This is a genomic window from Sideroxydans lithotrophicus ES-1, assembly GCF_000025705.1.
Lineage (GTDB): Bacteria > Pseudomonadota > Gammaproteobacteria > Burkholderiales > Gallionellaceae > Sideroxyarcus > Sideroxyarcus lithotrophicus.
Map to the genome: position 1 here is coordinate 2774940 of NC_013959.1, position 24322 is coordinate 2799261.

31 protein-coding genes are annotated in these 24322 nt (G+C 60.5%); 14 read left to right on the forward strand and 17 right to left on the reverse strand.

The annotated features are described in order from the left end of the window. The 7 genes from aceE to rng are packed head-to-tail and all read left to right on the forward strand — an operon-like array spanning window position 1 to window position 7515. The gene (gene aceE, locus SLIT_RS13715; protein ID WP_013030869.1) at window positions 1-2664 is read left to right on the forward strand and encodes a pyruvate dehydrogenase (acetyl-transferring), homodimeric type; all 2664 of its coding nucleotides are present in this window, start codon (window positions 1-3) and stop codon (window positions 2662-2664) included. 15 nt (window positions 2665-2679) lie between these two features. Beyond that, on the forward strand, window positions 2680-3960 hold the full coding sequence (gene aceF / locus SLIT_RS13720; protein WP_013030870.1) for a dihydrolipoyllysine-residue acetyltransferase: 1281 nt from the start codon (window positions 2680-2682) through the stop codon (window positions 3958-3960). A gap of 3 nt (window positions 3961-3963) precedes the next feature. Beyond that, window positions 3964-4626, forward strand: coding sequence for a nicotinate-nucleotide adenylyltransferase (nadD, locus tag SLIT_RS13725; protein WP_013030871.1), 663 nt, complete (start codon window positions 3964-3966; stop codon window positions 4624-4626). Next, window positions 4620-4973 (forward strand): ribosome silencing factor, encoded by a 354-nt coding sequence (gene rsfS, locus SLIT_RS13730; protein WP_013030872.1) that lies wholly within the window; start codon window positions 4620-4622, stop codon window positions 4971-4973. Before nadD ends, rsfS begins: the two co-directional genes overlap by 7 nt. After that, the gene (gene rlmH, locus SLIT_RS13735; protein ID WP_013030873.1) at window positions 4970-5440 is read left to right on the forward strand and encodes a 23S rRNA (pseudouridine(1915)-N(3))-methyltransferase RlmH; all 471 of its coding nucleotides are present in this window, start codon (window positions 4970-4972) and stop codon (window positions 5438-5440) included. Before rsfS ends, rlmH begins: the two co-directional genes overlap by 4 nt. 3 nt (window positions 5441-5443) lie before the next feature. Further along, complete coding sequence (locus SLIT_RS13740; RefSeq protein ID WP_013030874.1) at window positions 5444-6061, forward strand: Maf family protein; 618 nt, start codon at window positions 5444-5446, stop codon at window positions 6059-6061. Further along, entirely contained in the window at window positions 6058-7515 is a 1458-nt protein-coding gene (gene rng, locus SLIT_RS13745) for a ribonuclease G (protein WP_013030875.1), read from the forward strand. The genes SLIT_RS13740 and rng overlap by 4 nt, the downstream gene beginning before the upstream one ends. 83 nt (window positions 7516-7598) lie before the next feature. Here the strand turns inward: rng and SLIT_RS13750 are convergent, their stop codons facing one another. The 6 genes from SLIT_RS13750 to SLIT_RS13775 all read right to left on the reverse strand — a co-directional run bounded on the left by SLIT_RS13750 (window position 7599) and on the right by SLIT_RS13775 (window position 11456). Further along, window positions 7599-7883 (reverse strand): HU family DNA-binding protein, encoded by a 285-nt coding sequence (locus SLIT_RS13750; RefSeq protein WP_013030876.1) that lies wholly within the window; start codon window positions 7881-7883, stop codon window positions 7599-7601. Between the two features lie 171 nt (window positions 7884-8054). Further along, complete coding sequence (locus tag SLIT_RS13755) at window positions 8055-8648, reverse strand: SRPBCC family protein (RefSeq protein WP_013030877.1); 594 nt, start codon at window positions 8646-8648, stop codon at window positions 8055-8057. Window positions 8649-8702: 54 nt separating this feature from the next. Continuing rightward, window positions 8703-8987 (reverse strand): DUF167 domain-containing protein, encoded by a 285-nt coding sequence (locus tag SLIT_RS13760; RefSeq protein ID WP_013030878.1) that lies wholly within the window; start codon window positions 8985-8987, stop codon window positions 8703-8705. Continuing rightward, window positions 8984-9550, reverse strand: a complete 567-nt coding sequence (locus SLIT_RS13765; protein ID WP_013030879.1) for a YggT family protein — start codon at window positions 9548-9550, stop codon at window positions 8984-8986. The genes SLIT_RS13760 and SLIT_RS13765 overlap by 4 nt, the downstream gene beginning before the upstream one ends. A 144-nt stretch (window positions 9551-9694) precedes the next feature. Further along, window positions 9695-10507 (reverse strand): pyrroline-5-carboxylate reductase, encoded by an 813-nt coding sequence (gene proC / locus SLIT_RS13770; RefSeq protein WP_013030880.1) that lies wholly within the window; start codon window positions 10505-10507, stop codon window positions 9695-9697. Window positions 10508-10775: 268 nt separating this feature from the next. Then, the gene (locus SLIT_RS13775; protein ID WP_013030881.1) at window positions 10776-11456 is read right to left on the reverse strand and encodes a YggS family pyridoxal phosphate-dependent enzyme; all 681 of its coding nucleotides are present in this window, start codon (window positions 11454-11456) and stop codon (window positions 10776-10778) included. Window positions 11457-11508: 52 nt separating this feature from the next. Here SLIT_RS13775 and SLIT_RS13780 point away from each other — a divergent pair, with 52 nt between their 5' ends. Genes SLIT_RS13780 through SLIT_RS13790 form a run of 3 tightly spaced genes read left to right on the forward strand, consistent with a single transcriptional unit; the run spans window position 11509 to window position 14221 of the window. Next, window positions 11509-12552 (forward strand): type IV pilus twitching motility protein PilT, encoded by a 1044-nt coding sequence (locus tag SLIT_RS13780; protein WP_013030882.1) that lies wholly within the window; start codon window positions 11509-11511, stop codon window positions 12550-12552. Between the two features lie 42 nt (window positions 12553-12594). Continuing rightward, window positions 12595-13731, forward strand: a complete 1137-nt coding sequence (locus tag SLIT_RS13785; protein WP_013030883.1) for a PilT/PilU family type 4a pilus ATPase — start codon at window positions 12595-12597, stop codon at window positions 13729-13731. Window positions 13732-13741: 10 nt separating this feature from the next. Further along, a complete protein-coding gene (locus SLIT_RS13790) occupies window positions 13742-14221 on the forward strand; it encodes a hypothetical protein (protein WP_013030884.1) in 480 nt (159 codons plus the stop codon). Window positions 14222-14231: 10 nt separating this feature from the next. Here the strand turns inward: SLIT_RS13790 and SLIT_RS13795 are convergent, their stop codons facing one another. The 9 genes from SLIT_RS13795 to SLIT_RS13835 form a co-directional block, all read right to left on the reverse strand. Further along, entirely contained in the window at window positions 14232-14681 is a 450-nt protein-coding gene (locus SLIT_RS13795) for a DoxX family protein (protein WP_013030885.1), read from the reverse strand. Further along, window positions 14678-15454 carry an HvfC/BufC N-terminal domain-containing protein gene (locus tag SLIT_RS13800; RefSeq protein ID WP_013030886.1) on the reverse strand — a complete coding sequence of 259 codons (777 nt, stop codon included), beginning with the start codon at window positions 15452-15454 and terminating at the stop codon, window positions 14678-14680. Before SLIT_RS13800 ends, SLIT_RS13795 begins: the two co-directional genes overlap by 4 nt. Beyond that, window positions 15441-16289, reverse strand: a complete 849-nt coding sequence (gene bufB / locus SLIT_RS13805) for an MNIO family bufferin maturase (protein ID WP_013030887.1) — start codon at window positions 16287-16289, stop codon at window positions 15441-15443. Before bufB ends, SLIT_RS13800 begins: the two co-directional genes overlap by 14 nt. Beyond that, window positions 16289-16555 (reverse strand): BufA1 family periplasmic bufferin-type metallophore, encoded by a 267-nt coding sequence (locus SLIT_RS13810; RefSeq protein ID WP_013030888.1) that lies wholly within the window; start codon window positions 16553-16555, stop codon window positions 16289-16291. The genes bufB and SLIT_RS13810 overlap by 1 nt, the downstream gene beginning before the upstream one ends. A 152-nt stretch (window positions 16556-16707) precedes the next feature. Beyond that, on the reverse strand, window positions 16708-17070 hold the full coding sequence (locus SLIT_RS13815) for a hypothetical protein (protein WP_013030889.1): 363 nt from the start codon (window positions 17068-17070) through the stop codon (window positions 16708-16710). 13 nt (window positions 17071-17083) lie between these two features. Next, window positions 17084-17710: a peptide-methionine (S)-S-oxide reductase MsrA gene (msrA, locus tag SLIT_RS13820; RefSeq protein WP_013030890.1), complete on the reverse strand. Its 627-nt coding sequence runs from the start codon at window positions 17708-17710 to the stop codon at window positions 17084-17086. 18 nt (window positions 17711-17728) lie between these two features. After that, window positions 17729-19426, reverse strand: a complete 1698-nt coding sequence (locus SLIT_RS13825; protein ID WP_013030891.1) for a cytochrome c biogenesis protein DipZ — start codon at window positions 19424-19426, stop codon at window positions 17729-17731. A 15-nt stretch (window positions 19427-19441) separates the two neighbouring features. Continuing rightward, entirely contained in the window at window positions 19442-19981 is a 540-nt protein-coding gene (gene msrB / locus SLIT_RS13830; RefSeq protein ID WP_013030892.1) for a peptide-methionine (R)-S-oxide reductase MsrB, read from the reverse strand. Window positions 19982-20124: 143 nt separating this feature from the next. Continuing rightward, on the reverse strand, window positions 20125-20835 hold the full coding sequence (locus SLIT_RS13835; RefSeq protein ID WP_013030893.1) for a FecR family protein: 711 nt from the start codon (window positions 20833-20835) through the stop codon (window positions 20125-20127). A 156-nt stretch (window positions 20836-20991) separates the two neighbouring features. Here SLIT_RS13835 and SLIT_RS13840 point away from each other — a divergent pair, with 156 nt between their 5' ends. The 4 genes from SLIT_RS13840 to SLIT_RS13855 all read left to right on the forward strand — a co-directional run bounded on the left by SLIT_RS13840 (window position 20992) and on the right by SLIT_RS13855 (window position 22977). Beyond that, window positions 20992-21531, forward strand: coding sequence for a sigma-70 family RNA polymerase sigma factor (locus tag SLIT_RS13840; protein WP_041420902.1), 540 nt, complete (start codon window positions 20992-20994; stop codon window positions 21529-21531). After that, complete coding sequence (locus tag SLIT_RS13845) at window positions 21531-22166, forward strand: DUF1109 domain-containing protein (protein WP_013030895.1); 636 nt, start codon at window positions 21531-21533, stop codon at window positions 22164-22166. Before SLIT_RS13840 ends, SLIT_RS13845 begins: the two co-directional genes overlap by 1 nt. A gap of 150 nt (window positions 22167-22316) precedes the next feature. After that, window positions 22317-22571, forward strand: coding sequence for a helix-turn-helix domain-containing protein (locus SLIT_RS13850; protein WP_013030896.1), 255 nt, complete (start codon window positions 22317-22319; stop codon window positions 22569-22571). Between the two features lie 31 nt (window positions 22572-22602). Next, window positions 22603-22977 (forward strand): YajD family HNH nuclease, encoded by a 375-nt coding sequence (locus SLIT_RS13855; RefSeq protein ID WP_013030897.1) that lies wholly within the window; start codon window positions 22603-22605, stop codon window positions 22975-22977. A 32-nt stretch (window positions 22978-23009) separates the two neighbouring features. Here the strand turns inward: SLIT_RS13855 and SLIT_RS13860 are convergent, their stop codons facing one another. Beyond that, window positions 23010-23822 (reverse strand): SDR family NAD(P)-dependent oxidoreductase, encoded by an 813-nt coding sequence (locus SLIT_RS13860; protein ID WP_013030898.1) that lies wholly within the window; start codon window positions 23820-23822, stop codon window positions 23010-23012. A gap of 2 nt (window positions 23823-23824) precedes the next feature. Next, window positions 23825-24115 carry an acylphosphatase gene (locus tag SLIT_RS13865; protein ID WP_013030899.1) on the reverse strand — a complete coding sequence of 97 codons (291 nt, stop codon included), beginning with the start codon at window positions 24113-24115 and terminating at the stop codon, window positions 23825-23827. Between the last annotated feature and the right edge of the window lie 207 nt (window positions 24116-24322).

A 24322-nucleotide genomic window follows, 5' to 3' on the forward strand; every position in this document is an offset into this window, starting at 1 on the left:
ATGGCGACACAACAACCACCAAAAGTGGATCAGGATCCGCAGGAAACGCAGGAGTGGCTTGATGCGCTCCAGTCCGTGCTGGACAAGGAAGGTGCCGAACGTGCGCACTTCCTGATGGATCAGCTGATCCACCACGCACGCATGGCCGGCGACGACATGCCGATCAGCGCCACCACGCCCTACATCAACACTATCCCGCTGGACAAGGAAGAACGCTCGGCCGGCAATTTCGAGCTGGAGCACCGCATCCGCGCGCTGATGCGCTGGAACGCGATGGCCATCGTCATGAACGCCAACAAGGAATCGTCCGAACTCGGCGGCCACATCGCCAGCTTCGCCTCGGCCGCCACCCTGTATGACGTCGCGTTCAACCATTTCTTCCATGGCAAGACCGACGAGCACGGCGGCGACCTGGTGTATTTCCAGGGCCATTCCTCGCCCGGCATCTACGCACGTGCCTTCCTCGAAGGCCGCCTGAGCGAAGAACAGCTGTACAAGTTCCGCCAGGAAGTGGATGGCGGCGGGCTGTCTTCCTACCCGCATCCCTGGCTGATGCCGGATTTCTGGCAGTTCCCCACCGTATCCATGGGTCTGGGCCCGCTGATGGCGATCTACCAGGCGCGCTTCATGCGTTACCTGCAACACCGCGAGCTCGCCCAGACCAATGGCCGCAAGGTATGGGCCTTCCTCGGCGACGGCGAGACCGACGAGCCGGAATCGCTGGGCGCAATCTCCATGGCTGGACGCGAGAAGCTGGACAACCTGATCTTCGTCATCAACTGCAACCTGCAGCGCCTGGACGGTCCGGTTCGCGGCAACGGCAAGATCATCCAGGAACTGGAAGGCGTGTTCCGCGGCGCCGGCTGGAACGTGATCAAGGTCATCTGGGGCCGCTGGTGGGATCGCCTGCTGGCCAAGGACAAGACCGGCCTGTTGCTGAAGCGCATGGAAGAAGTCGTCGACGGCGAATACCAGACCTACAAATCCAAAGACGGCGCCTATGTGCGCCAGCATTTCTTCGGCAAATATCCCGAGCTGCTGGAGCTGGTCGCCGACATGTCGGACGACGAGATATGGCACCTTAACCGCGGCGGCCACGACCCGTTCAAGGTGTTCGCTGCCTACGCGGCAGCCTGCAAACACAAAGGCCAGCCGACAGTGATCCTCGCCAAGACGGTGAAGGGCTACGGCATGGGCGAAGCGGGCGAAGGGCAGAACCCGACCCACCAGCAGAAGAAGATCGGCGAGGATGCACTGCGCCGTTTCCGCGACCGTTTCAATATCCCGGTCACCGACGAACAATTGACCCAGCTGCCGTTCGTGCGTCCTGCCGAAGACAGCCAGGAGATGAAATACCTGCGCGAGCGCGGTGCGGCCATGGGTACTCTCCCGGCACGCAAGCCTATCGTCAAGAAATTGCAGATCCCCGACCTGCCTGCGTTCGATGCCTTGCTGAAGGACAGCGAGGGCCGCGAATTTTCCACCACCATGGCTTTCGTGCGTCTGCTCGGCGTGCTGGTGAAAGACAAGAACATCGGCAAGAAGATCGTGCCCATCGTGCCGGATGAATCGCGTACCTTCGGCATGGAAGGCATGTTCCGCCAGCTCGGCATCTTCTCCCAGGTGGGCCAGCTGTACACGCCGCAGGACGCCGACCAGCTCATGTTCTACAAGGAATCCGAGGCCGGCCAGATCCTGCAGGAAGGCATCAACGAAGCCGGCGGCATGGCCGACTGGATCGCGGCGGCCACTTCCTATGCCAGCCATGACGTGGCGATGATCCCGTTCTACATCTATTACTCCATGTTCGGCTTCCAGCGCATCGGCGACCTGGCTTGGGCAGCGGGCGACATGCGCGCGCGCGGCTTCCTCGTCGGCGGCACGGCCGGCCGCACCACGCTGAACGGCGAAGGCCTGCAACATCAGGACGGTCACAGCCACCTGCAAGCCGCCATGATTCCGAACTGTGTCAGCTACGATCCGACCTTCGCCTACGAACTGGCGGTGATCGTGCAGGACGGCATGCGCCGCATGTACCAGAACCAGGAGGACGTGTTCTATTACCTCACGGTGATGAACGAGAATTACGCCCATCCGGCCATGCCCAAGGGCGTCGAGGCAGGCATCATCAAGGGGATGTACAAGTTCAGCGCAAGCAAAGCCAAAACGAAGGCCAAGGTGCAGCTGCTGGGCAGCGGCACCATCCTGCGCGAAGTGATCGCCGCCGGCGAACTGCTGGAGAGGGATTTCGGCATCGCCGCCGACGTCTGGAGCGTGACCAGCTTCAACGAGCTGCGCCGCGAAGGCATCGACTGCGAGCGCTGGAACACGTTGCATCCGGAAGCCAAGGCACGCGTGAGCTACGTCGAACAGTCGCTGGATGCGAAGACACCGGTCATCGCCGCCACCGACTACATTCGTTCCTATGCCGACCAGATCCGTCCTTTTGTGAAGGCACGCTACAAGACGCTGGGCACGGATGGTTTCGGACGTTCCGACTTCCGCGTCAAGCTGCGCCAGTTCTTCGAAGTGGATCGCTTCTACGTTGCCGTTACCGCATTGAAGGCGCTGGCAGACGAAGGCACCATCCCGGCGAGCGAAGTGAGCAAGGCGATCAAGCTGTACAAGATCAATCCGGACAAACCGAACCCGACGACGGTTTAAGGCAAGGGGAACAACGTGGCCGAAATCAAGAATGTGTTAGTGCCGGACATCGGCAATTTCAAGGACGTGAGCATCATCGAAGTAGCGGTGAAAGCCGGCGACATGGTGTCTGCCGAACAGTCGCTGATCTCGCTGGAGACCGACAAGGCGACCATTGATGTGCCGGCACCTTTTGCCGGCGTGGTGAAGGAAGTCAAGGTCAAGGCCGGCGACAAGGTGTCGGAAGGCTCGCTGATCGTCACGCTCGAAACAAGCGGTGATACTGCGCAAGCAGCGGCAGCCCCCGTGCAGCCCGTGGCTGCACCCGTCGCTCCTGCTGCCAAGCCAGCACCTGCCGTTACGCCCGTTGCCGCCGCTCCGGCGGCCGCGCCCGCCATTTCCGCCGCAGGCAGCGCACATGCCAGCCCGTCCATCCGCCGCTTCGCGCGCGAGCTGGGCGTGGACCTGTCCAAGGTGGGCGGCAGCGGCGAGAAGGGTCGCGTGACCAAGGACGACGTGCAGAACTTCGTCAAGAAATCACTGGCTGGCGGCGGGGCAACTTCCGCAGGTGGTGCACTGCCCGGCCTGCTGCCATGGCCGGATGTGGACTACGCCAAGTTCGGCGCGGTCGAGAGCAAACCACTGTCGCGCATCAAGAAGATATCCGGCGCCAACCTGCATCGCAACTGGGTGATGATCCCGCACGTGACACAGTTCGAGGAGGCCGACATCAGCGAGATGGAAGCCTTCCGCAAGGAACTGGGCGCGGAATATGTGAAAGAGAACTTCAAGATCACCCCGCTGGCGTTCATGCTCAAGGCCTGCGCGATCACGCTGAAGCACTTCCCCGATTTCTGCGCATCGCTGGATGCCGCCGGCGAGAACCTGGTACTGAAGAAATACATCCATATCGGCGTCGCCGTGGATACGCCGGACGGCCTGATGGTGCCGGTGATACGCGACGTGGACCAGAAAGGTATCGTGCAACTGGCGAAGGAACTGGGCGAGGTCAGCGCCAAGGCGCGCGAGAAGAAGATCACCGCCGCCGACATGCAGGGTGGCTGTTTCACCATCTCCAGCCTGGGCGGCATCGGCGGCACCTCGTTCACCCCGATCATCAACGCGCCGGAAGTGGCCATCCTCGGCGTATCGCGCTCGAGCATGAAACCGGTGTGGAAGGACGGCGAGTTCGTGCCGCGCCTGATGCTGCCGCTGTCGCTGTCCTACGACCACCGCGTGATCGACGGCGCCGCAGGCGCGCGCTTCACCACCTACCTCGCGCATGTGCTGTCCGACATGCGCCGCCTGGCGCTGTAACCGGTGACCGCCCCGATCGGCATCCTCGGCGGCACGTTCGATCCCATCCACAATGGGCATCTGCGTATCGCCCAGGAAGCGCTGGAGCAGTGCGATCTCGCGGAAGTGCGCTTCGTCCCCTGCGGCACGCCGCCGCATCGTCCCGCACCCAAGGCCGATGCGAAGGCGCGCTGGGAGATGCTGCGCCTGGCCCTGAACGGCCATCCCGATTTCCTCGTCGATGTGCATGAGATCTTCCGCACCGACCCCTGCTACACGGTGGATACCCTCGCCGCCCTGCGCGCCGAACTCGGTATGCAACAACCTCTGTGTCTCATCCTCGGCGGCGATGCCTTTCTGCAATTGCACACCTGGCATGAGTGGAAACGGCTGTTCGAGCTGGCACACATCGTGGTGCTGCAACGCGCCGGCAGCCCGCCACTGGGCAATGCGGTGAACGATGCCGATGCCGCGCTGCAGGAAGAATACCGGGCGCGTCTCGCCCCCGGCGCCAACGCGCTGCATGAAGTGCCAGACGGCAGGATCTTCGTCGCCGACATGCCCGCGCTGGAGATATCCTCCACCGACATCCGCCGCCGTTGCGCGGAAGACAAGAGCGTCCGCTACCTGGTGCCGGACGTCGTCGCCAATTACATCAACACCAACTCACTCTACCGTACATGCTAAGCACAGAAGAAAAGACCCAAGCCGTCGTCGCCGCCCTGGAAGACGTCAAAGCGCTCGACATCAGCGTCATCGACACCAGCAAGCTGAGCCCGCTGTTCGATCGCATGGTCGTGGCCAGCGCACAATCCACGCGGCAAACCAAAGCCCTGGCGAGCAGCGTGGTGGTGAAGCTCAAGGAACTCGGCGCAACGGTATACAGCACCGAAGGCGAGGACAGCGGCGAATGGGTACTGGTCGACCTGGGCGAAGTGATCGTGCACATCATGCAGCCGGCAGTGCGCGCCTATTACAACCTTGAAGAACTGTGGGGCGTGCAGCCCAAGCTGCGCGCCAATTCTGGCAAATGAAGCTGCTGATCCTGGCGGTGGGCAACAAGATGCCATCGTGGATCACCGAAGGCTTCAACGAATACACCAAGCGCATGCCGCGCGAAGCCAGGATCGAACTGGTCGAGATCAAGCCGGAAGCGCGCAACAGCGGCAAGACCGCCGCACAGATCATGGAAGCCGAGGCGCAGCGCATCAACGCCGTGCTGCCCGCCGGAGCGTTGTGCATCGCGCTCGACGAACGCGGAGCGACTCCCACCACCAGACAGCTCGCACAGCAGATGCAGGACTGGATGCAGCAAGGTCGCGATGTGGCTTTCATCATCGGCGGCGCAGACGGCTTGCACGAATCGGTCAAACAGCAGGCACGGCAGCTGATGGCACTTTCCGCACTCACCCTGCCGCACGGCATGGTGCGCGTGCTGCTGGCGGAGCAGCTGTATCGGGCGCATTCGCTCATGCACAACCACCCTTATCACAGAGAGTGAGTCATGGACACCAGGCACCATATCTACCTTGCCTCGCAAAGCCCGCGCCGCCGCGAACTGCTCAAGCAGATCGGCGTGCATTACGAAGTGCTGTTGCTGCGCAACGATCCGCGCCGCGACGTGCATGTGGACGAGACGCCGCATGACGGTGAAGACCCGGAGGATTACGTGCAGCGCATCTGTCGCGCCAAGGCACTGGCGGGATGGAAGACCCTGGGGTTGCGCGAGCTGCCGCTATCGCCGGTGCTGGCGGCGGACACCACCGTCACACTGGGCGGCCACATCATCGGCAAACCGGATGACAACCTGCATGCCGCCGAGATACTGCGCATGCTCTCGGGAACCCAGCATCAGGTGCTCACCGCAGTCGCCATGGTCTTCGGCGAGCGGCTGGAGATGCGCCTGTCTGCGACCACCATCACTTTCGATACGCTCAGCGAGGAGCGCATCCACCGTTACCTGCTCACCGGCGAAGCCCATGACAAGGCCGGTGCCTACGGCATCCAGGGACATGCCGGGGCGTTCGTGAAGCATATCGACGGCAGTTACACCGGCGTGATGGGACTGCCGCTGTACGAGACGGTAGAATTGCTGAAACTATTCGGATATCCCGCACCATGACAGAAGAGATCTTGATCAACGTCACCCCGCAGGAAACGCGCGTTGCGGTGATGCAACAGGGGGTCGTGCAGGAATTGCACATCGAACGCGGCAGCCAGCGCGGCCTGGTCAGCAATGTCTACGTCGGCAAGGTGAAACGCGTGCTGCCAGGCATGCAGTCCGCATTCATCGATATCGGGCTCGAGCGTTCCGCCTTCCTGCATGTCGCCGACATCTGGGAGAACCGCGCCAACGGCGAGGATGCCGCCAAACCCATCGAAAAGGTGCTGTTCGAAGGACAGAGCCTGCTGGTGCAGGTCATCAAGGACCCCATCGGCACCAAGGGGGCGCGCCTTTCCACGCAACTGAGTTTCGCCGGGCGTCTGCTGGTCTACCTGCCGCAGGAATCGCACATCGGCGTCTCGCAGCGCATCGAGAACGAGGAGGAACGCGAGTCGTTGCGCAACAAGCTGCAGCAGGTGCTGCCGGCCGAACACAAGGGCGGTTACATCATCCGCACCATGGCGGAATCGGCCTCCGACAGCGAACTGCGCGCCGATGTGGCCTATCTGGACAAACTGTGGAGCAATCTGCAGCAGCAATCGCTGCAACTGGCGCCCCCCGCCCTGCTGTACAAGGAATTGGACATCAGCCTGCGCGTGCTGCGCGATTTCGTGAACGAAGAGACCTCGCGCCTGCTGGTCGATTCGCGCGAAACGCATGAACGCATGATGTCCTTCGCCACCGATTACAGCGCCTCGGCCGTGCCGAAACTGGAACGTTATGTCGGCGCGCGTCCGCTGTTCGACCTGTACGGCGTGGAAGAAGAGATCGAGCGCGCCCTGTCGCGGCGCGTCGACCTGAAATCGGGCGGCTACCTGATCATCGACCAGACCGAGGCGCTCACCACCGTGGACGTCAATACCGGCGGCTTCGTCGGCGGACGCAATTTCGACGACACCATCTTCAAGACCAACCTGGAAGCGGCCCAGGTCATCGCACGGCAACTGCGCTTGCGCAATCTCGGCGGCATCATCATCTGCGACTTCATCGACATGGATACGGTGGAACACCGCGATGCGGTGCTGGAGGAGTTCAAGAAGATGCTGGCGCACGACCGCACCCGCATCAGCGTCAACGGCTTCTCGGCGCTGGGCCTGGTCGAGATGACGCGCAAACGCACGCGCGAAAGCCTGGCGCACGTATTGTGCGAACCCTGCCCCACCTGCCAGGGACGCGGCGAAGTGAAGACCGCGCAGACCGTGTGCTACGAGATCCTGCGCGAGATCGTGCGCGAAGCGCGCCAGTTCAATGCGCGCGAATACCGCATCCTTGCCTCGCAACAGGTCATCGACCTTTACCTGGACGAGGAATCGCAAAGCCTGGCCATGCTTTCCGACTTCATCGGCAAGCCCATCTCCCTGCAGGTAGAGACGCTCTACTCGCAGGAGCAATACGATGTCATCCTGATGTAGTCGAACTCATGCCTTCACAACCGTGAAATATGAAAAGCCGGCATAAGCCGGCTTTTCATTCGATTCCAGTACTGACTGGAATATTACTTCTTGCCGCCGTTGACTGCAGCCTTCAAAGTAGCGCCTGCCTTGAAAGCTGGCTGCTTGGAAGCCTTGATCTTGATGGCTGCACCGGTCGACGGGTTGCGACCGTTGCGGGCTGCACGCTTGCGCACTTCGAATGTGCCGAAGCCTACCAGAGCAACGTTGTCGCCCTTTTTCAGCGTGGCGGTGACGATATCGATCAGCGCAGCGATGTTGCGGTCAGCATCAGCCTTGCTGCTGCCGGTCTTTGTTGCCAGTGCATCAATCAGTTCTTTACGGTTCATGCGTATATGCTCCTTGGTTGCGGTTGAAGTACCGGAGCGGATTGTTGTGGATATTTTGCCGCTTGGCAAGAGGGTGTATCTCATTCTCGCCTCAAATGCATGCAAAACACCGTGCCGGGCAACCGCCGCGGCCCCAGAATGCAGCCAGGCTCAGCGGTGCGAGCCGGCTTCTCATTCGATCGCATTGGATGCCGCCTGCTGGCCTTCACAGCGTGCCGACAGGATATCCTTGCGCCGCTCGGCCAGCTGAGCCATATCGCTGAAGCTGTCCAGCAGGCCGTTTTTCGCAAAATGGTCGATGATAAACAAGGGGATCAGAGTGTCCGGCTGCCACGTTCCATGGAACTTGAGCGTACTGCCCAGCCGGTTCGGTTCGATGATCCAGTCGCCCCGGAACATCTTCGAATCGCCGCTCAATTGTGTGAATTCGACACTGTCAAACGGCTTTTCCGTGTATTCCATCACGGAGTGGAGCCGGACATGGAAGAACAGGACATGCTCGTCGGCTGTGCGTTCCACCCTGACCTTGTTTGCCGATTCGCGCAATGCCAGCGACTCGACCACATCCGGCAGCGCCTTCGCAGCCTCGTAATCGGTCAGGTAGCGATAGGCCGCGCATCTTGTCAATGTGGTATCGAAGCTGGCGATGAAGGTATACAGGCTGCCGTCCCTTTTCACTTCCACCTGCAATCCGGGATAGCGCGAATCCGGCCACGCCGAAGCGGCGGTAACCAGCAACAACCCGAACAGGACTCTCTTCATCATGGAGACCCCTTATAAGGTGTCTGTGTGACGCCGCCATGACAAGCAGATTAAGAATCAGCCCAGCAGACTTTCCGGTTCGATCTTGCTTGCCGTGACCGCCACCACCTTATGGCGCGACTGTCCGCCCTGTTTGAGCTCGACCTGACGCAACGGCACGCCGAACGACTCCGCGATGAATTTCAGCAGCGCTTCGTTGGCACGACCTTCGATGGGTGGGGCGGCGAGGCGTATCTTGAGGGCTGCACCATGCAGTCCCGCCACCTCGGTGCGTTTCGCGCCGGGCTGGATGTGCAGGGTAAGCGTGAGAATGTCACCGTTGCGGCGGAACCACTCGCTCACAGCAGTCTCAATGCGGCTTGCTCCAGACCGGCGATCGGCACGATGAGGATGAGCTGGCAAATGAGCAACAGCAGCAGCACCGACAGATCAACATTGCCCACGGGCGGAATGCGGCGCCGCAGCGGCTGCACGAAGGGACGATTGACCGCAAACAGCATGGGAGCCAGCGGCGTATGGGGACTGACCCATGAAAGGACGGCTTCGATGACAAGCGAGGCGATGAGCAGGTAGATGCTGATCTTCAGCAGCTTCACAGCGGTCCATGCCAGCAGGCCGGCCAGCGAAAAAGCATCGAACGCATACCCCTGTATCCACAGGAACATGCCGAGATAGGCAAGTTCGACCATGAAGGCCAGCAGCAGCGAGGCGGTATCCATTCCCCAGACCCGCGGAACGAAGCGGCGCACACGCAGCACCACGAAGTCGGTCAGCGCCATGACGAACTCGCCGATGGGGTTGCGCATCGGCGCTTGCAGCCATACGGCGTGGAAGCGGAACAGCAGGATGCCGGCGAACGGCTGCACCAAGGCGTCGTTCAGGAACGAGATCACATCACCGAGCATTGGCCACCTCTGAAAATTCAAAGTTCAAAGCAAGACAAGGCGCGAGCAAAAAATTGCGACGCGGCATGCCTTTGAGTATGTAAGGAGTAATTTTTTGTGAGCAACGCCGTATTGCAAAGAAATTTGGATTTTCAGAGGCGGCCATCAAGCGTCCTTCCCTAGTTCATCGCCCAGTTCCCTGGAACGCACAGCTGCCGCATGGATCGCCGCGACGATATCCATCTTGACCTGGTTCTTTTCCATGCTGAGCAAGGCGCTTTCAGTGGTGCCCTTCCTGGAAGTCACGCGCTCGCGCAATTTGGCAACGTCTTCCTGACTGCTTTCTGCCAGTTTGCAGGCGCCCAGAAAGGTATCCAACACCAGCTGGCGGGACTGTTCTTCATCCAGTCCCAACTCGAAAGCCGCCTGCTGCATCGCCTCGATGAAATAGAACACATAAGCCGGGCCGCTACCGGAGATCGCCGTCACGGCATCCAGCATCTCCTCGTCGTCCATCCACAACGTGCTGCCCACTGCCGAGAGCACCGACTCGGCACGCTGGCATTGTTCCGGAGTGACTGCAGGCATGGCATACAAGGCGGTGACGCCGCTGCGAATAAGGGCAGGCGTATTGGGCATGCAGCGCACGATGCTTTGCGTACCCAGCCAGCGTGCCATATCCTGTGTGCGTATGCCCGCGGCGATGGAAATGACCAGCTGTCCCTCCAGCAGCGGGGCAAGCTGCAGGGCGACTTCCTGCAGATTTTGCGGCTTGACCGCAAGAATGATTATCTCCCCGTGCGCCACTGCTGCCGCAAGTTCAGTGGTCGCCCTGACGCCGAATTCGTTGTGCAGATCCGCGCATTTGTCTTTGTGCATCTCGACCACATGCATCCTGGAGGGCGAGTATCCGCGCTTCATCAAACCACCGATCAACGCCTTCGCCATGTTGCCACCGCCAATGAAAGTTATCTTCATGTGTTGTCCTCTGAATAGCGGGCCGGCTGAACACCCGTTCCCCCAACCGTGCGTGTGTTGTTGGGGCTTTAGCCCCTTAGTGACAATTCCACACGCAGCTCGCTGCGTAGTGGATTGCCTGCCTTTGGTACAACCACGGCCTACCCCTTGCGGGTGTAACCCTCCGATAAAACTACTAGCCATCTGACTAGGCTGTCAAACAATACCAGCCAAGTCATTGGTTACCCCGGAGGGAGAGGGGCCAAACGTATCGCTACGCGAAACTGTTTCATCTTTGGCCGAATATCGCCGTGCCGACGCGCACGATGGTCGCGCCCTCCATTATCGCAGCAGGAAAATCATGCGTCATGCCCATCGACAGCGTGTCCAGTGACATACCCTGCGAGTTCAGCTGCTTCAACAAAGCCCGCATCTGGGCAAAAGGTGCGCGTTGCTGCTCCTGGTCTGCCGCAGGTGAAGGTATCGTCATCAACCCGCGCAACCTGAGATTCGGCAAATGTGCAACATCTTGCGCCAGTTGCGCCACCTCTGCCGGCGCCACACCGCTCTTGCTTTCTTCGCCGCTCACGTTCACTTGCAGACAGATGTTCAGCGGTGGCAGCTGCGACGGCCGTTGCGCCGACAACCGCTCGGCAATCTTCAGCCTGTCCACGCTGTGCACCCAGGCAAAGTTCTCGGCGATCGCGCGCGTCTTGTTGCTCTGGATGGGACCGATGAAATGCCACTCCAGCGGAAGATCGCGCAAAGCAGCGATCTTTTCCAGCGCCTCCTGCAGATAATTCTCGCCGAATGCGGCCTGTCCGCCCCGGTATGCCTCACGCACCGCCTCTGCCGGAAAAGTCTTGCTCACTGCCAGCAGATGCACTTCTGCAACATTTCTGTGCGCCGATATTGCAGCCTGTGCAATGGCATCGCGGGTCGCTTGCAAGTTGGAGAGGATTGCAGTCATAATCGCCCGGACAGTCACTCGTCGACTCTGTTTTCAACGCTCAGGATTATATATGGATATCACCGAACTGCTCGCCTTCGGCGTGAAGAACAAAGCCTCCGACTTGCACCTCTCCGCCGGCCTGCCTCCGATGATCCGCGTGCACGGCGACATGCGCCGCATCAACCTGCCAGCGATGGAGCACAAGGAAGTCCACGCCATGGTGTACGACATCATGAACGACGGCCAGCGCAAACATTACGAAGAGAACAAGGAAGTCGACTTCTCGTTCGAGGTGCCCAACCTGGCGCGTTTCCGCGTCAATGCCTTCATCCAGAACCGCGGCGCCGGCGCGGTGATGCGTACCATTCCTTCCAAGATCCTCACGCTGGAAGACCTCAAGTGCCCGCCGATCTTCAAGGACATCTCCGAATTCCCGCGCGGCATGGTGCTGGTGACCGGCCCGACCGGTTCCGGTAAATCGACCACGCTGGCGGCGATGGTGAACCACATCAACGAGAACGAGATGGGCCACATCCTGACCGTGGAAGACCCGATCGAATTCGTGCACGAATCGAAGAAGTCGCTGGTCAACCAGCGCGAAGTCGGCCCGCATACACTGTCGTTCAACAACGCCTTGCGTTCCGCACTGCGCGAGGACCCGGACGTGATCCTCGTCGGCGAAATGCGCGACCTCGAGACCATCCGTCTGGCGATGACGGCGGCGGAAACCGGCCACCTGGTGTTCGGTACCTTGCACACCAGCTCGGCAGCCAAGACCATCGACCGTATCATCGACGTGTTCCCCGCCGACGAAAAGGAAATGGTGCGCGCGATGCTGTCCGAATCGCTGCGCGCGGTGATCTCGCAGACCCTGCTCAAGACCAAGGACGGCAGCGGTCGCGTGGCGGCGCACGAGATCATGATCTGTACCCCGGCCATCCGCAACCTGATCCGCGAAGCCAAGGTGCCGCAGATGTATTCCGCCATCCAGACCGGCGGCAACATCGGCATGCAGACACTGGACCAGTGCCTGCAGGACCTGGTGAAGCGCAACATGGTGGCATCTTCCGAAGCGCGCGGCAAAGCGGCGAACAAGGACCTGTTCCCCGGTTAAGCGCCAGACAATCAAGCAGCACCGTTTTTTCAGGAGTACATCATGGAAAGAGACCAGGCCACCGAACTCGTCCACAACCTGCTGCGCGGACTGGTTTCGCAGAAGGCGTCCGACCTGTTCATCACCTCAGGCTTCCCGCCCGCTTTCAAGATCGACGGCAAGATGACGCCGGTCTCCAGCCAGGCGCTGACCTCGCAGCACACGCAGGAGCTGGCGCGCAGCATCATGAACGACCGCCAGGCAGCCGAGTTCGAATCCACGCACGAATGCAACTTCGCCATCAGCCCGCCCGGCATCGGGCGCTTCCGCGTCAATGTGTTCATGCAGCAACAGCGCGTCGGCATGGTATTGCGTACCATCACCACCAAGATCCCGTCCTTTGAAGAACTGGGACTGCCGAAAGTGCTCAAGGACGTGGTGATGACCAAACGCGGACTGGCGATCCTGGTCGGCGGTACCGGTTCCGGCAAATCCACCTCGCTGGCCGCCATGCTTGGTCACCGCAACCACAACAGCTTCGGCCACATCATCACCATCGAGGACCCGGTGGAGTTCGTGCACGATCACGACAAGTGCATCGTCACCCACCGCGAAGTGGGCGTGGATACCAACGACTGGCACACCGCATTGAAGAACACCTTGCGCCAGGCGCCCGACGTCATCCTGATCGGCGAGATCCGCGACCGCGAGACCATGGAATATGCCGTGGCATTCGCCGAAACCGGCCACCTTTGTCTGGCGACGCTGCACGCCAACAGTGCCAACCAGGCGCTCGACCGCATCATCAACTTCTTCCCGGAAGAACGCCGCGAACAGTTGCTGATGGACCTGTCGCTCAATATCAAGGCACTCATCTCGCAACGCCTGATCCCGAAGAAGGACGGCAAGGGACGCGCAGCCGCTTTCGAGATCCTGCTCAATTCGCCGCTGATCGCGGACCTCATCTTCAAGGGCGCCGTGCATGAGATCAAGGAAGTCATGGCCAGGTCGCGCGAGCTCGGCATGCAGACCTTCGACCAGGCGCTGTTCGACCTGCACGAAGCCGGTGCCATCACTTACGAAGAAGCCCTCAAGAACGCCGACTCGGTCAACGACCTGCGCCTGAAGATCAAGCTGGAAGGCCAGGCCACCCGGGACAGGGATGTGATGAGCGGGCTGGACAATCTGAAGATGACCTGACAGGTCAGCGATGAACCTGCAACCGACCTTTCGCATCCACCTGGCCGATCCGCTCGGCTTGGCCGATGCGCCATTCATCGTCACCACCGCCTACACCCAGGCTGCGGGACTGGCGCATGCCGAATGGTTCCTCGTCGTACCCGAAGGAAAAGGGATGCTCTTCGCCCAGCGCAACACGCTGGACAGCAAGAGCTTCCCCGACGCTCACGTCAAGCTCGACGAAGAGCTGTTGTTGAACGAAGTGCTCGACCAGGCAAAGCTGCGCCTGCGCCGCTACATCCTGGAGAACAAGGGAGATGCCGCGCCGCTGCTGCTTGCAAAGCAGATCGAATTGCAGCACACCGACCACAACCATCTCGCCAGGCTCTGGATGCGCGGCTCATATTGCGGCTGCCTCAGCGAGATACGCGCCAAAAGCAGATGCACTGCACTGATCGACACCCTGGTCTGGATACACGGCCTGCCGATGCTGGCAGCGGAAGATCTGTAAGCATCCGGATTCAACGCAGCCGCTGCTCCAGCCACGCATCGACCGACCACTTGCCGCGACTGAGTATCAATAGCACAGTCAGCAACGTTCCCCAGCAGAAATGCTGGAACAGCCCTGCTTCGCTCAATCCCGAGTAATACGAATAAGCCGCGACCACGTTGAGTATGAACAACCCCGCCGCCGCGAATCTTCCGAACAGCCCCAGCACCAGCAATACCGACAAGCCGAGTTCACCGGAAGTCGCCAGATATGCCGCTACATCCGAATTGAGCAACGGCACTTGATAGACGTCGCTGAACAGATACAGCGTACTGTCCCAGCTTTTGATCTTGGTCAGGCCGGATTTGAAGAACACATCTGCAATATAAAGCCGCAGCGCGAGATCCAGCAACGGCGCCAGATATTCCGGCCAGTGTGAGGCGGTGTAATAGAATCTTGCCAAGCGCGATAACACATTCATGGTGTTTTCTCTAAATTGAAATTCGCAAAAATATTTTGTGCGACCAGCTTCAGCAATACGGCTTGTAAATCGAAATCCGGATCACTTTCCAGTGTGGCAGCGGTCACATCCCCCAAAGGAATCCCAACGCTTATGCGGTGCAGCCATGCAGCCTCGGCTTCCGCCAGCTCGCTGACCAGAACGAGATCGCCGCGGCGGCAGACCAGCGCATCGCATGCGCCGCTATCCAGATCGATACGGAAATCGTCGCCTACACCGGGCTGGTGTGCATGCCAGATGGCGGCAACGGGATAGCGGGAATGCAGCAGATGACATGACGGCTGCAGATGCAGGATCAGCTCCGCATAGCGTTCGGCCGGTATCTGCGCCAGTTCGTCGATATCCAGTGCATCCGCGTCAGCCGCGAAATAAGCCTGGTGACAGGCCCATTCCAGCGCCGCCACATCCTCCAGATAGAGCAGCTCTTTCGCCGGTTCGAAGGCCGCCACAAAATCCGCCAGCTCCGCGCCGTAACGATGCAGGTTCGCGTTGCGCGACGGGTATTGCGCGATGAATTTCCTGCCCATGAAGCGGAAGAAGTCGTCACCGACCAACTGCCTGACCACCGGATATGCGCCGGCCAGCGCATCGTGCAGATTGCCGCGATAATTGTTGCGATAGATGTCGATGGCGATAGCGGCAGAATAGTTCGCATAAGTCCCGTCGACCCGTGACGATGCTTCCTCGCCGCCCACGATGGCTCGCGCAAAATAATCAAGTTCAGCATTCAGCATGGCATTCCTCCAGCGCTTGCAGACGCTGCTGCGCCCTGGCCGCCTCTCCCATCAGCACGGGCAACGCGGGGATATCGCTATCCCACTCGATCAGCGTGGGACGCGGACCGATTTGCCGCAGCACGGACTCATACAACTGCCACACCTCCGGATAGACCGGATGGTCGTGCGTGTCCACCAGACAGCCGTCGCGCATGCTGTAGCCGGCCAGGTGATACTCCTTCACCGCAGCCGCTGGGATGGCCTCGATGAACGCCTTGGCGTCGACGCCAAGATTGCGCACGTTCACAAACAGGTTCTCCACGTCGAACAGGATGCCGCAGCCGGTGCGCTGCGTCAGTTCGGCGAGGAACTCGCCCTCGGTCATCTCGCTGTGGGAAAAAGACAGGTAACTGGACAGGTTCTCCACCAGCAATTGGCGCCCCAGCCTTTCCTGCACCTGGTCCACGCGACGCGCCACATGATCCAGCGCTTCGCGGGTGTAGGGAAACGGCAGCAGGTCGTTTACCACCATGCCTGCTACCGCATTCCAGCACAGATGCTCCGACACGGCAGCGGGCTGCACGTCTTCGCACAAACGTGCCAGCGATGACAGATGCCCTTCATCGAGCGCAGTCGTCGATGCCAGTCCCATGCCGACGCCATGCAGGCTGACGGGGTAATGCTCGCGCACTTTGCGCAGGGTATGCAGCGGCGCACCGCCGCCGAAAAAATTCTCGCTATGCACTTCCACCCAGCCTAGCCTGGGTAACGTTTCCAGGACCTCACGGTAATGAGGTGCCCGCAACCCTATTCCTGCGATAGACGGCAACATACCGGTTGCGGGCCTGGACATCACATCGACTTCAGCATGCCGCCGGCGATCTTGTCGCAGGTTCCCTTGGGAACGGCGACGAAATCCATCGGATCGTTGTTCTTGGTGGCCTGACCGGCACAGGAGTGCGCAGCCTTGTTGCTGGAGCAGTCATTCATGCCGGCCTTGGCGATGCCGAAGCATTTTTCCATTTCCACCTTGGGCTTGTCGGCGGCACTTGCAGTACCTGCCAGGCCCAGCGCCAACAGACCACCGATTGCGAGCGACAACATCTTTTGCTTTTCCATTTTGATACTCCTTTTGCGGGTTGGTTGATCGAAGAAGATTCTTCAACTATTGGTCGGGCCAGAGTCTCGTTTCCTTACACTTCTTTTCGGACTCGCGATATCTCGCCCTCGCACCGATGGATTCGGGAGTATCGAAAAAATGGTTACACGGCTCATGCAAATATATCGAGGCGACTTCCGGGCGTGACGGCTGATGGAGCGGAGCCAGTGCCGACATCATTACCTGGCTTGTCTGCTTGCAACACTTGATCGACAGGAAGGACCTCATTCAGTCCATTGGTACCGCTGGTGCGCCTGGCATCTTCTGCAGCCTTCATCTGCGACTCGACTTCGCCGATCCTGGCGGATATCTGCGCGATCCTGTTCTTGCCCTCGATGGTATTGCAGGATGCGCACGTGACCCAGTCAGCCAGCTGCTGCCTGTACCGGTCCAGTTGCACCTGAAGGCCGGCAGTAGAGCTGCCCACCGCAACATGGTGCGCAAAGGAAGCCGGACCGACCGCGCCTACCTTCACGCGCGCTCCGGCGTCACTGATATAACGCCGGGAATGTCTTGTGCAGACGATCCAGTTTGGGCATGTCGTTGAACACGATATAAGGCTGGTAGGGATGCAATTCCAGATAGTTCTGGTGATGTTCTTCCGCCGGGTAGAACTGTTTCAGCGGGACCAGCTGGGTGACGATAGGCCCGCGAAAAACATGCTCGGCGTTGAGCTTCTGCATATAGTCCTGTGCAGCCTTCTGTTGCTCCGCACTGGTGTAGAAGATCACCGAGCGATATTGGCTACCGGTATCCGGCCCCTGGCGGTTGAGCTCGGTCGGATCGTGCGCGACATAGAAGAACACTTGCAGCAGTTGCTGGTAAGACACCTGTGCCGGATCGAAACGGACACGCACCGATTCGGCATGGCCGGTATCGCCCTGGCTCACCATCTCATAGTGTGCGGTTTCCGCGCTGCCGCCCGAATAACCCGATACGACATTGCTCACCCCCCTGACATGCTTGAACACCGCATCCACGCCCCAGAAGCAACCGCCGGCGAACACTGCCGTCTGCTCCGCGGGCACGGCACCGGCATTGGTGAACGTACCCAGCCCAAGCATGAGGCCCAGACCACCAAGAAAGAAACTGCGAATGACTTTGATCGTTAACATGATGACCCTCCTATGCAATCAGCCGAACGTGAACGCGAACGCCTCACTGTCGGCATCCAGAAATTCAATCTTGAAAGTCAGATCCCTGATCTTGCCGCTTTGCCGCACGAGCTGGTAGAGGCGCTGTTCCCGTATCACACCATTGCCCTGCGCATCGGTGTCCACCCCGTGGTCCTTGCCGGGCGCCGCCCCGTCCAGCGTGACCCTGAAGCGCACCGGCTTGCCGCTATGCGGCCCCAGCACCAGATGCAGGTCGCGACCACGGAAGCGGTAGCTGATCCCGCCACCCGCTGCATCCAGTTGTGCGGACTCCTTGCCGACCCGCCAGCTTCCGCTCAGCGCCCAGTGGTCGGCCTTGAGCTTGCGCGGCGCAGTGTAGCGGGCCGGTTTGTCGCGTTCGATCGCCTCGGGTGACGCAAAATTCTCCTGGCGTCCATAGCCCACATAGGTCTCCGGAGAACGATCCATGTCGGTTGCGGCAGCCAACGCACCGGCACCCTGCACACGTACGAATCCATCCTTGAATGCCAGGTTCTGGTGAGCTTCCTTGAGCAGGGTCTGGATCATCTGTTCGGTCTCACGGTATGCGCCTTCACCGAAATGCTCATGCCGGATGTGTCCCTGGGCATCGATCAGGTAATGCGCGGGCCAGTATTCGTTCTGGTAGGCATTCCAGATCGCATACTGGTTATCGACCGCCACCGGATACCTGATGCCGAGTTCGCGCACGGCCTGTTCGACATTATGCAGATCCTTCTCGAAAGCGAACTCCGGTGCATGCACGCCGACGATGACCAACCCCTGCTCGCGATACTTTTCATCCCATGCCTTCAGGTACGGCAGCGTGCGCAAACAGTTGATGCAGGAATAGGTCCAGAAATCCACCAGCACCACTTTGCCGCGCAACGCCTCCATGCTCAGCGCCGGTGAGTTGATCCATTCTGTCGCGCCGTTCAGTGGCGCTGCCATGCCGGTCTCGGCAACCTCTATCGCCGCCGGACGTTGCGCCAGTTGCCGGATCAAGTGCTGCTCTGCGGCAGTGGTGTTCGCCGAAGTGAACTGCGCCAGGAAGCGCGTATCCCAGCCGAATGCGATGACGACGATGCCCGCCACCACGGCGACACCGAGTACGCGTCGCACCCATTCCTCGACGCCGAAACTGCGCTTCATCCAGGCGATCACGCGACCGCTGGCCAGCAGCGCCACAGCCAGCGAAGTCGCCGCACCGGCTGCGAACGTGAACAGCAGCAACGCACTGTGCAGGTTCGCACCGTTCAACGCCGCGCCTGCCAGCACCAGCCCCAGGATGGGTCCGGCACAGGGCGCCCACAGGAAACCGACGGCCACACCCAGCAGCAACGATCCCTTGATACTGCCTTGCTGGTCGGCACGTTGCTGCAGGCGCCCGCCGAACACGACGAAAGGCCGCATCATGCGTTCCGACCATGATGGAAAAATCAACGCCAACCCGAGCAACAACAGCAAGGCCATTGCCGCATAGCGGCCGTACTGGTTCACCTCGACCAGCCACGCTCCGCCCACTGCAGCCAGGCTGGCCAGCACGGCGAACGTCACTGCCATGCCGATCAGGACAGGCAGGCCGGAACGCCGGAACGACCGTTCCGAACGGGCGAATACGAACGGCAGCACCGGCAGCACGCACGGGCTGAGGATGGTCAGGACACCACCGAGATAGGCGAGCAGGAAGATCAGCATGTCAATTGTTCCGGATCATTTGGGTCTGGGCACGAAACGCAGCGCCACGGTGTTCATGCAATAGCGCAGCCCGGTCGGCTGCGGACCATCGTCGAACACATGGCCGAGATGCGCATCACACAGGGCGCAGCGCACTTCGGTGCGCGTCATGCCGAACATGTGGTCCCGGATCTCGCGCACATTCTCGGCTGCGATCGGTTGCCAGAAACTCGGCCAGCCGGTGCCGGAATCGTATTTGGTGGCGGCGTCGAACAGCGCGTTGTCGCAGCACACACAGCGATACAGGCCCGGCTCGTGCCTGTTGTAACCGGGCTGCGAGAACGCCATCTCGGTACCCTGCTCGCGCGTCACCTCATAAGCCAGCGGCGACAGACGCGCTTTCCACTCGGCCTCCTTGTGCACCTTGGCCAGAGTGACTCGCCCCAGCGGCTTGCCGTCATCGGAGAATCGCATGATGGTCACCTGATCGTTGGCATCTGGTGTTTTGGCTAAAGAGCGCGCCGAATAAGCCAGCGCCATTCCGGACACCGCCAACAAGAAATCTCTGCGTTGCATGATGTTGCCCTCCTGTGAAGATGGGTAAACCCGGACCGCTCCTGACTCACCCTGACTGTAGATTCGCGCCGGACCGAAGAATGGTTACATCGGCTCTCCGTCACGCGGAAGGCGGAGATGGGAATCCCCCAGACAGGGATCCCCTAGGACACGAAGGGTGGCGTGCGCCCGACCAGCGCTTCCGCCATGATCAACTCCTCGTCGCTGTGGTTCGGCCTGGCCAGGTGGCTCGCGCCATGGATACACTGACCCGGCCGCTCCTGGCGGTAGATATACAGAGGCTTGTCGTGATGCACGGAATGCACGCTCTCCTGGCTCGTACCGTCGTTCCTTGCCACGACATCGACATCGCCGTAGCAGTTGCAGAAATAGGTCCGCTCCGGCCCCGCCTCCAGATAGACACCGGTACCGCGTATGCCTATCGTGGCCGTCGGCGTTTCGATCTGCAAACCCTTGTTGCGCGAGACCGACAGCAGCTTGCCTGCAAGCAACCTCAGCCCGCCGATCAATAGCGAACCGATATCCTCTTCCTTGGGCCTGATCACCAGGTGACTTTCACTGCGTAGCAGCATGGCGTGGTCGCCGACCACAAAGACCAGTTCGCTGTCCTTGCCGGTCTTCACCGTATCGTTGGGCCCGATGCGCGTATTGGCATCCACCGGGTTGCCATTCACCCACGCCCGGCCCTTCAGGCGATAGACCGATTGCGTCGCCGGTAGTTTCTCTGGCGGCTTGAATGCGATGGCGAACGCCTTGACTGCCGGCAGCATCATGCCCAGCAGCCCTGCCCCCAGACCTTGCAGCAAGCGTCTGCGTTGACGACCGGTCGTTCCATGTTCCAGGTTTTGTTGCATCGTTCCCCCTTTATCCAAGTCGTTCATGTCGGTAGCGGCCCGCACATTTCAACACAGTCCGGGATGCCGGCTATGTTATATAGTGTCGATCGCATCTGCGCCGATATGTTCGGGCGGAAGCAGAATAAAGTTACATACAGTAGCGACGGAATCAGGATGGCAGACCAGGACGACAATCTGGAACGACTCATGCAGCAGTCCCTGGCTGGAGACCAGCGCGCCTACGCACTCCTGCTGCAGGAGACCGCACGCCTGCTGCGCCCGTTCCTGTCCAAGCGCCTGAGCATGGCCGATGAAGTGGAAGACCTGCTGCAGGAGATACTCATCTCCGTGCACAAGGCCCGCCATACCTACGATGGCAATCGCCCGTTCAGGCCCTGGCTGTATGCCATCGCCCGATTCCGGCTGCAGGATCACTTGCGCACACACTATTCCGACCAGCTGCGCCATGCCGTCGACTTCGACGAACTGGAAGAATTTTTGCATGACCCTGTAACCGAATCGGTGATGAGTTACGAATCCATCAGTGGGGAGGTGGATAAACTTCCCGAGAAACAGGCGACCATCCTGCGCCTGCTGCATCAGGACGGATACACCGCCAGGGAGGTCGCCGAGAAGATCGGCATGACCGAATCGGCGGTCAAGGTCGCAGCGCATCGCGCTTACAAGGTATTGAGAACGAAACTGGAAAGATAATGGCAAACATCGACGATCTCGTGGCAAGACTGGCACAGGATGCGACCGCAGTCAGACCTGCGCCGCACCCGTTCCTGCTGAGCCTGCAATGGATAGGCGCTGCAGCGGCCTATCTTGCGGTGTCGCTCGCGCTGTCCGGCCCGCGCCCGGACCTGCTGGAAAGATTCCATAGTCCCTGGTTCGTCGCCGAGGTCGCCACCCTGCTCGCCATCTTCATCGTCACTGCGATCAGCGCCGCCTTGCTGGCATTCCCCGACCTGCACCAGAAACGCACCCTCGCCTTCGCGCCGGTGGTGCCGTTCCTGCTGTTCGTGGTGGTCATGCTCTTTGCATGGCATGCCGACAGCCCGCCTTCGCTGCCGCCTGTGCACAGTTTCGAATGCACGCTCAGCATCACGCTGATGACGCTGCTGCCCGCCGGCTGGACGTTCTATTCACTGCGCAAGTTCGCCAGCACCCACTACCGCCTCGCGGGCAGCGTCGCGTTGCTGTCGGCCTTCAGTGTCGGCGCGCTGTGGCTGCGGCTGCATGAAACGACCGACTCCATCGCACACGTCGTCGAATGGCACTACCTGCCCATGCTCGCCATCGGACTGCTGGGTCTGTGGCTGGGAAAACTGATCCTGAAATGGTGATCGCCGGCAGGTTGCAGAATCCTGCCGCCCCCCGCTTAACCACGTTCCCATATGGCATTTTGGGCACTGTCCGTATATTTGAATTGTCCTGCGACGGCCATACCTGTACATTGACACCTTAGGCCATGTGGCTAGCGTGGTAATGACACTATGAACGAGATCCTGCAGTACCTGAAAACGCATGGCGAGCGCCTAGACACGGAGATCGCCGAGGCAACCGGACTGACGCTGGCGAAAGTACGCACACTTCTGGCAGAGCTCGCCGCCAAGGGCGAGATCATGGCCTGCCATTCGACCAAGTTCGACAAGGGCAAGAAGATCGAGGGCATCAGTTGCCGCCTTTCCGGTTTCATCCCTCCCGCAGCACCCGGCAGAAAATCGAAATCGCAATTGAAGCTGTCCTGATCTTTCGCGGTACGGCAGTCATACGCATACCATGACTAAACACACCACTCCCGACCATGCCCGGCTCGACCGCGTCGTCGCCGAGGCGCGCAAGCAACGCGAGTTGCGCGAAGCCGGCTATCGCGAGCGGGCGCTCAAACTGTTCCCGTGGATATGCGGCCGCTGCGGCCGCGAGTTTTCCGGTGCGCGCCTGCGCGAACTGACCGTGCACCACAAGGACCACAACCACGACAACAATCCGCTGGACGGCAGCAATTGGGAATTGCTCTGCCTCTACTGCCACGACAACGAACACTCGCGCGTGATGGATGAAGTGGTGAGGGACAGGGGTGCAGAGAGCCGCGCCACCGCGACCCATAACCCGTTCGCCGATCTGAAGTCGCTGCTGAAGAAAGAAAAAGAATAGCGGTCAGACCGGATGCCGGCCAGTTCAGACGCTTACCCGGCTGGCGTCAGAAAACCGCCCACAGCCCGCTCCGACCATGCCCACAAGCGCTGCGCCAGTTGCCGGTCCAGCGCCTGCGCCGCGGCAGCGGTCTCGGCACAGTTGTCGAAATATCTCCCCGTCACACCGGCCACCTCGGGCGAGGTGGCGAGATACACCGATGTGCGCGCGCCCGATGCCACCGAATCGCCTTGCATGCTGAATGCCGCATGCAGCAGTTTCGTACCGATCACGCCCGGATGCAGGCTGTTCGAAGTCAGCCAGGGTTCGCGCCGCGCCAGCTCGTTGGCAAACAATGCGTTGGCCAGCTTGGAATTCGAATAGGCATGATAGCCGTTGAAACCCCGCTCGCTGTTAATGTTGTCGAACTCGATGCGCCCGCTGCCATGCACCATCGAACTGACGGTGACCACACGCGGCGCGGCCGACCTTTTCAACAGCGGCAGCAGCAGATCGGTGAGCAGGAAGTGCGCGAGATGGTTCACTGCCAGCGTCATCTCGAAGCCGTCGTGCGAAAGCTTGCGCTCGGTCATGTAGACGCCGGCGTTGTTGATCAGCACATCCAGTTGCGGCAAACGTGCAGAAAGTTCATGCGCCATGCGCGCCACTGCGGCAAGGTCGGCCAGGTTCGCATAGGCCGTATGCAAGCGCGCATCGGGCACCGTGGCGCGGATCGCGGCACTCGCACGCGCCGCCTTTTCTTCATTGCGCCCATGCAGCACCAGCTCGTGTCCCTGCCTGGCCAGTTGCCTGGCAGTCTCCAGACCGATGCCGTCGGTCGCTCCGGTGATGAGTATCGTCTTCATGGTCAATTGGTCACTTCGAAGCTGGAGTAACCGCCCGCGGCAGGTTCGATGTCGACGCGCTCCACCTGCGCCCGCACCGGCCCGCGCTGCGCCCAGCGCACCAGTGCATCCACCGCGCCGGGCTCGCCCTGCACCATCGCCTCCACCGTCCCGTCGCTGCGGTTGCGCACCCAGCCTGACACAGACAGACTCTGCGCCTCGCGGCGCATCGAGTCGCGGTAGAACACGCCCTGTACGCGGCCATGGATCACCAGATGCAAAGTCTTCAGGGTGGAAGCAGGTTGGATGGACATGCAGTTGCTCCTGCAATAGATCGCGCGAACCGGGAAATGCCGCCGACTTGGGTCAATCCTAGCAGCCGGAAAAAAGAATGCAAACTTCGCATACCGGATCGCGTTGCGAATTGCCCATACAGCCAACCTCGATAAAGAACTTAATAAAGCGATGCGACTCCAACTTTCGCGATCCAGCTGCCGGACCGATGCGTTCAACGATCCGCG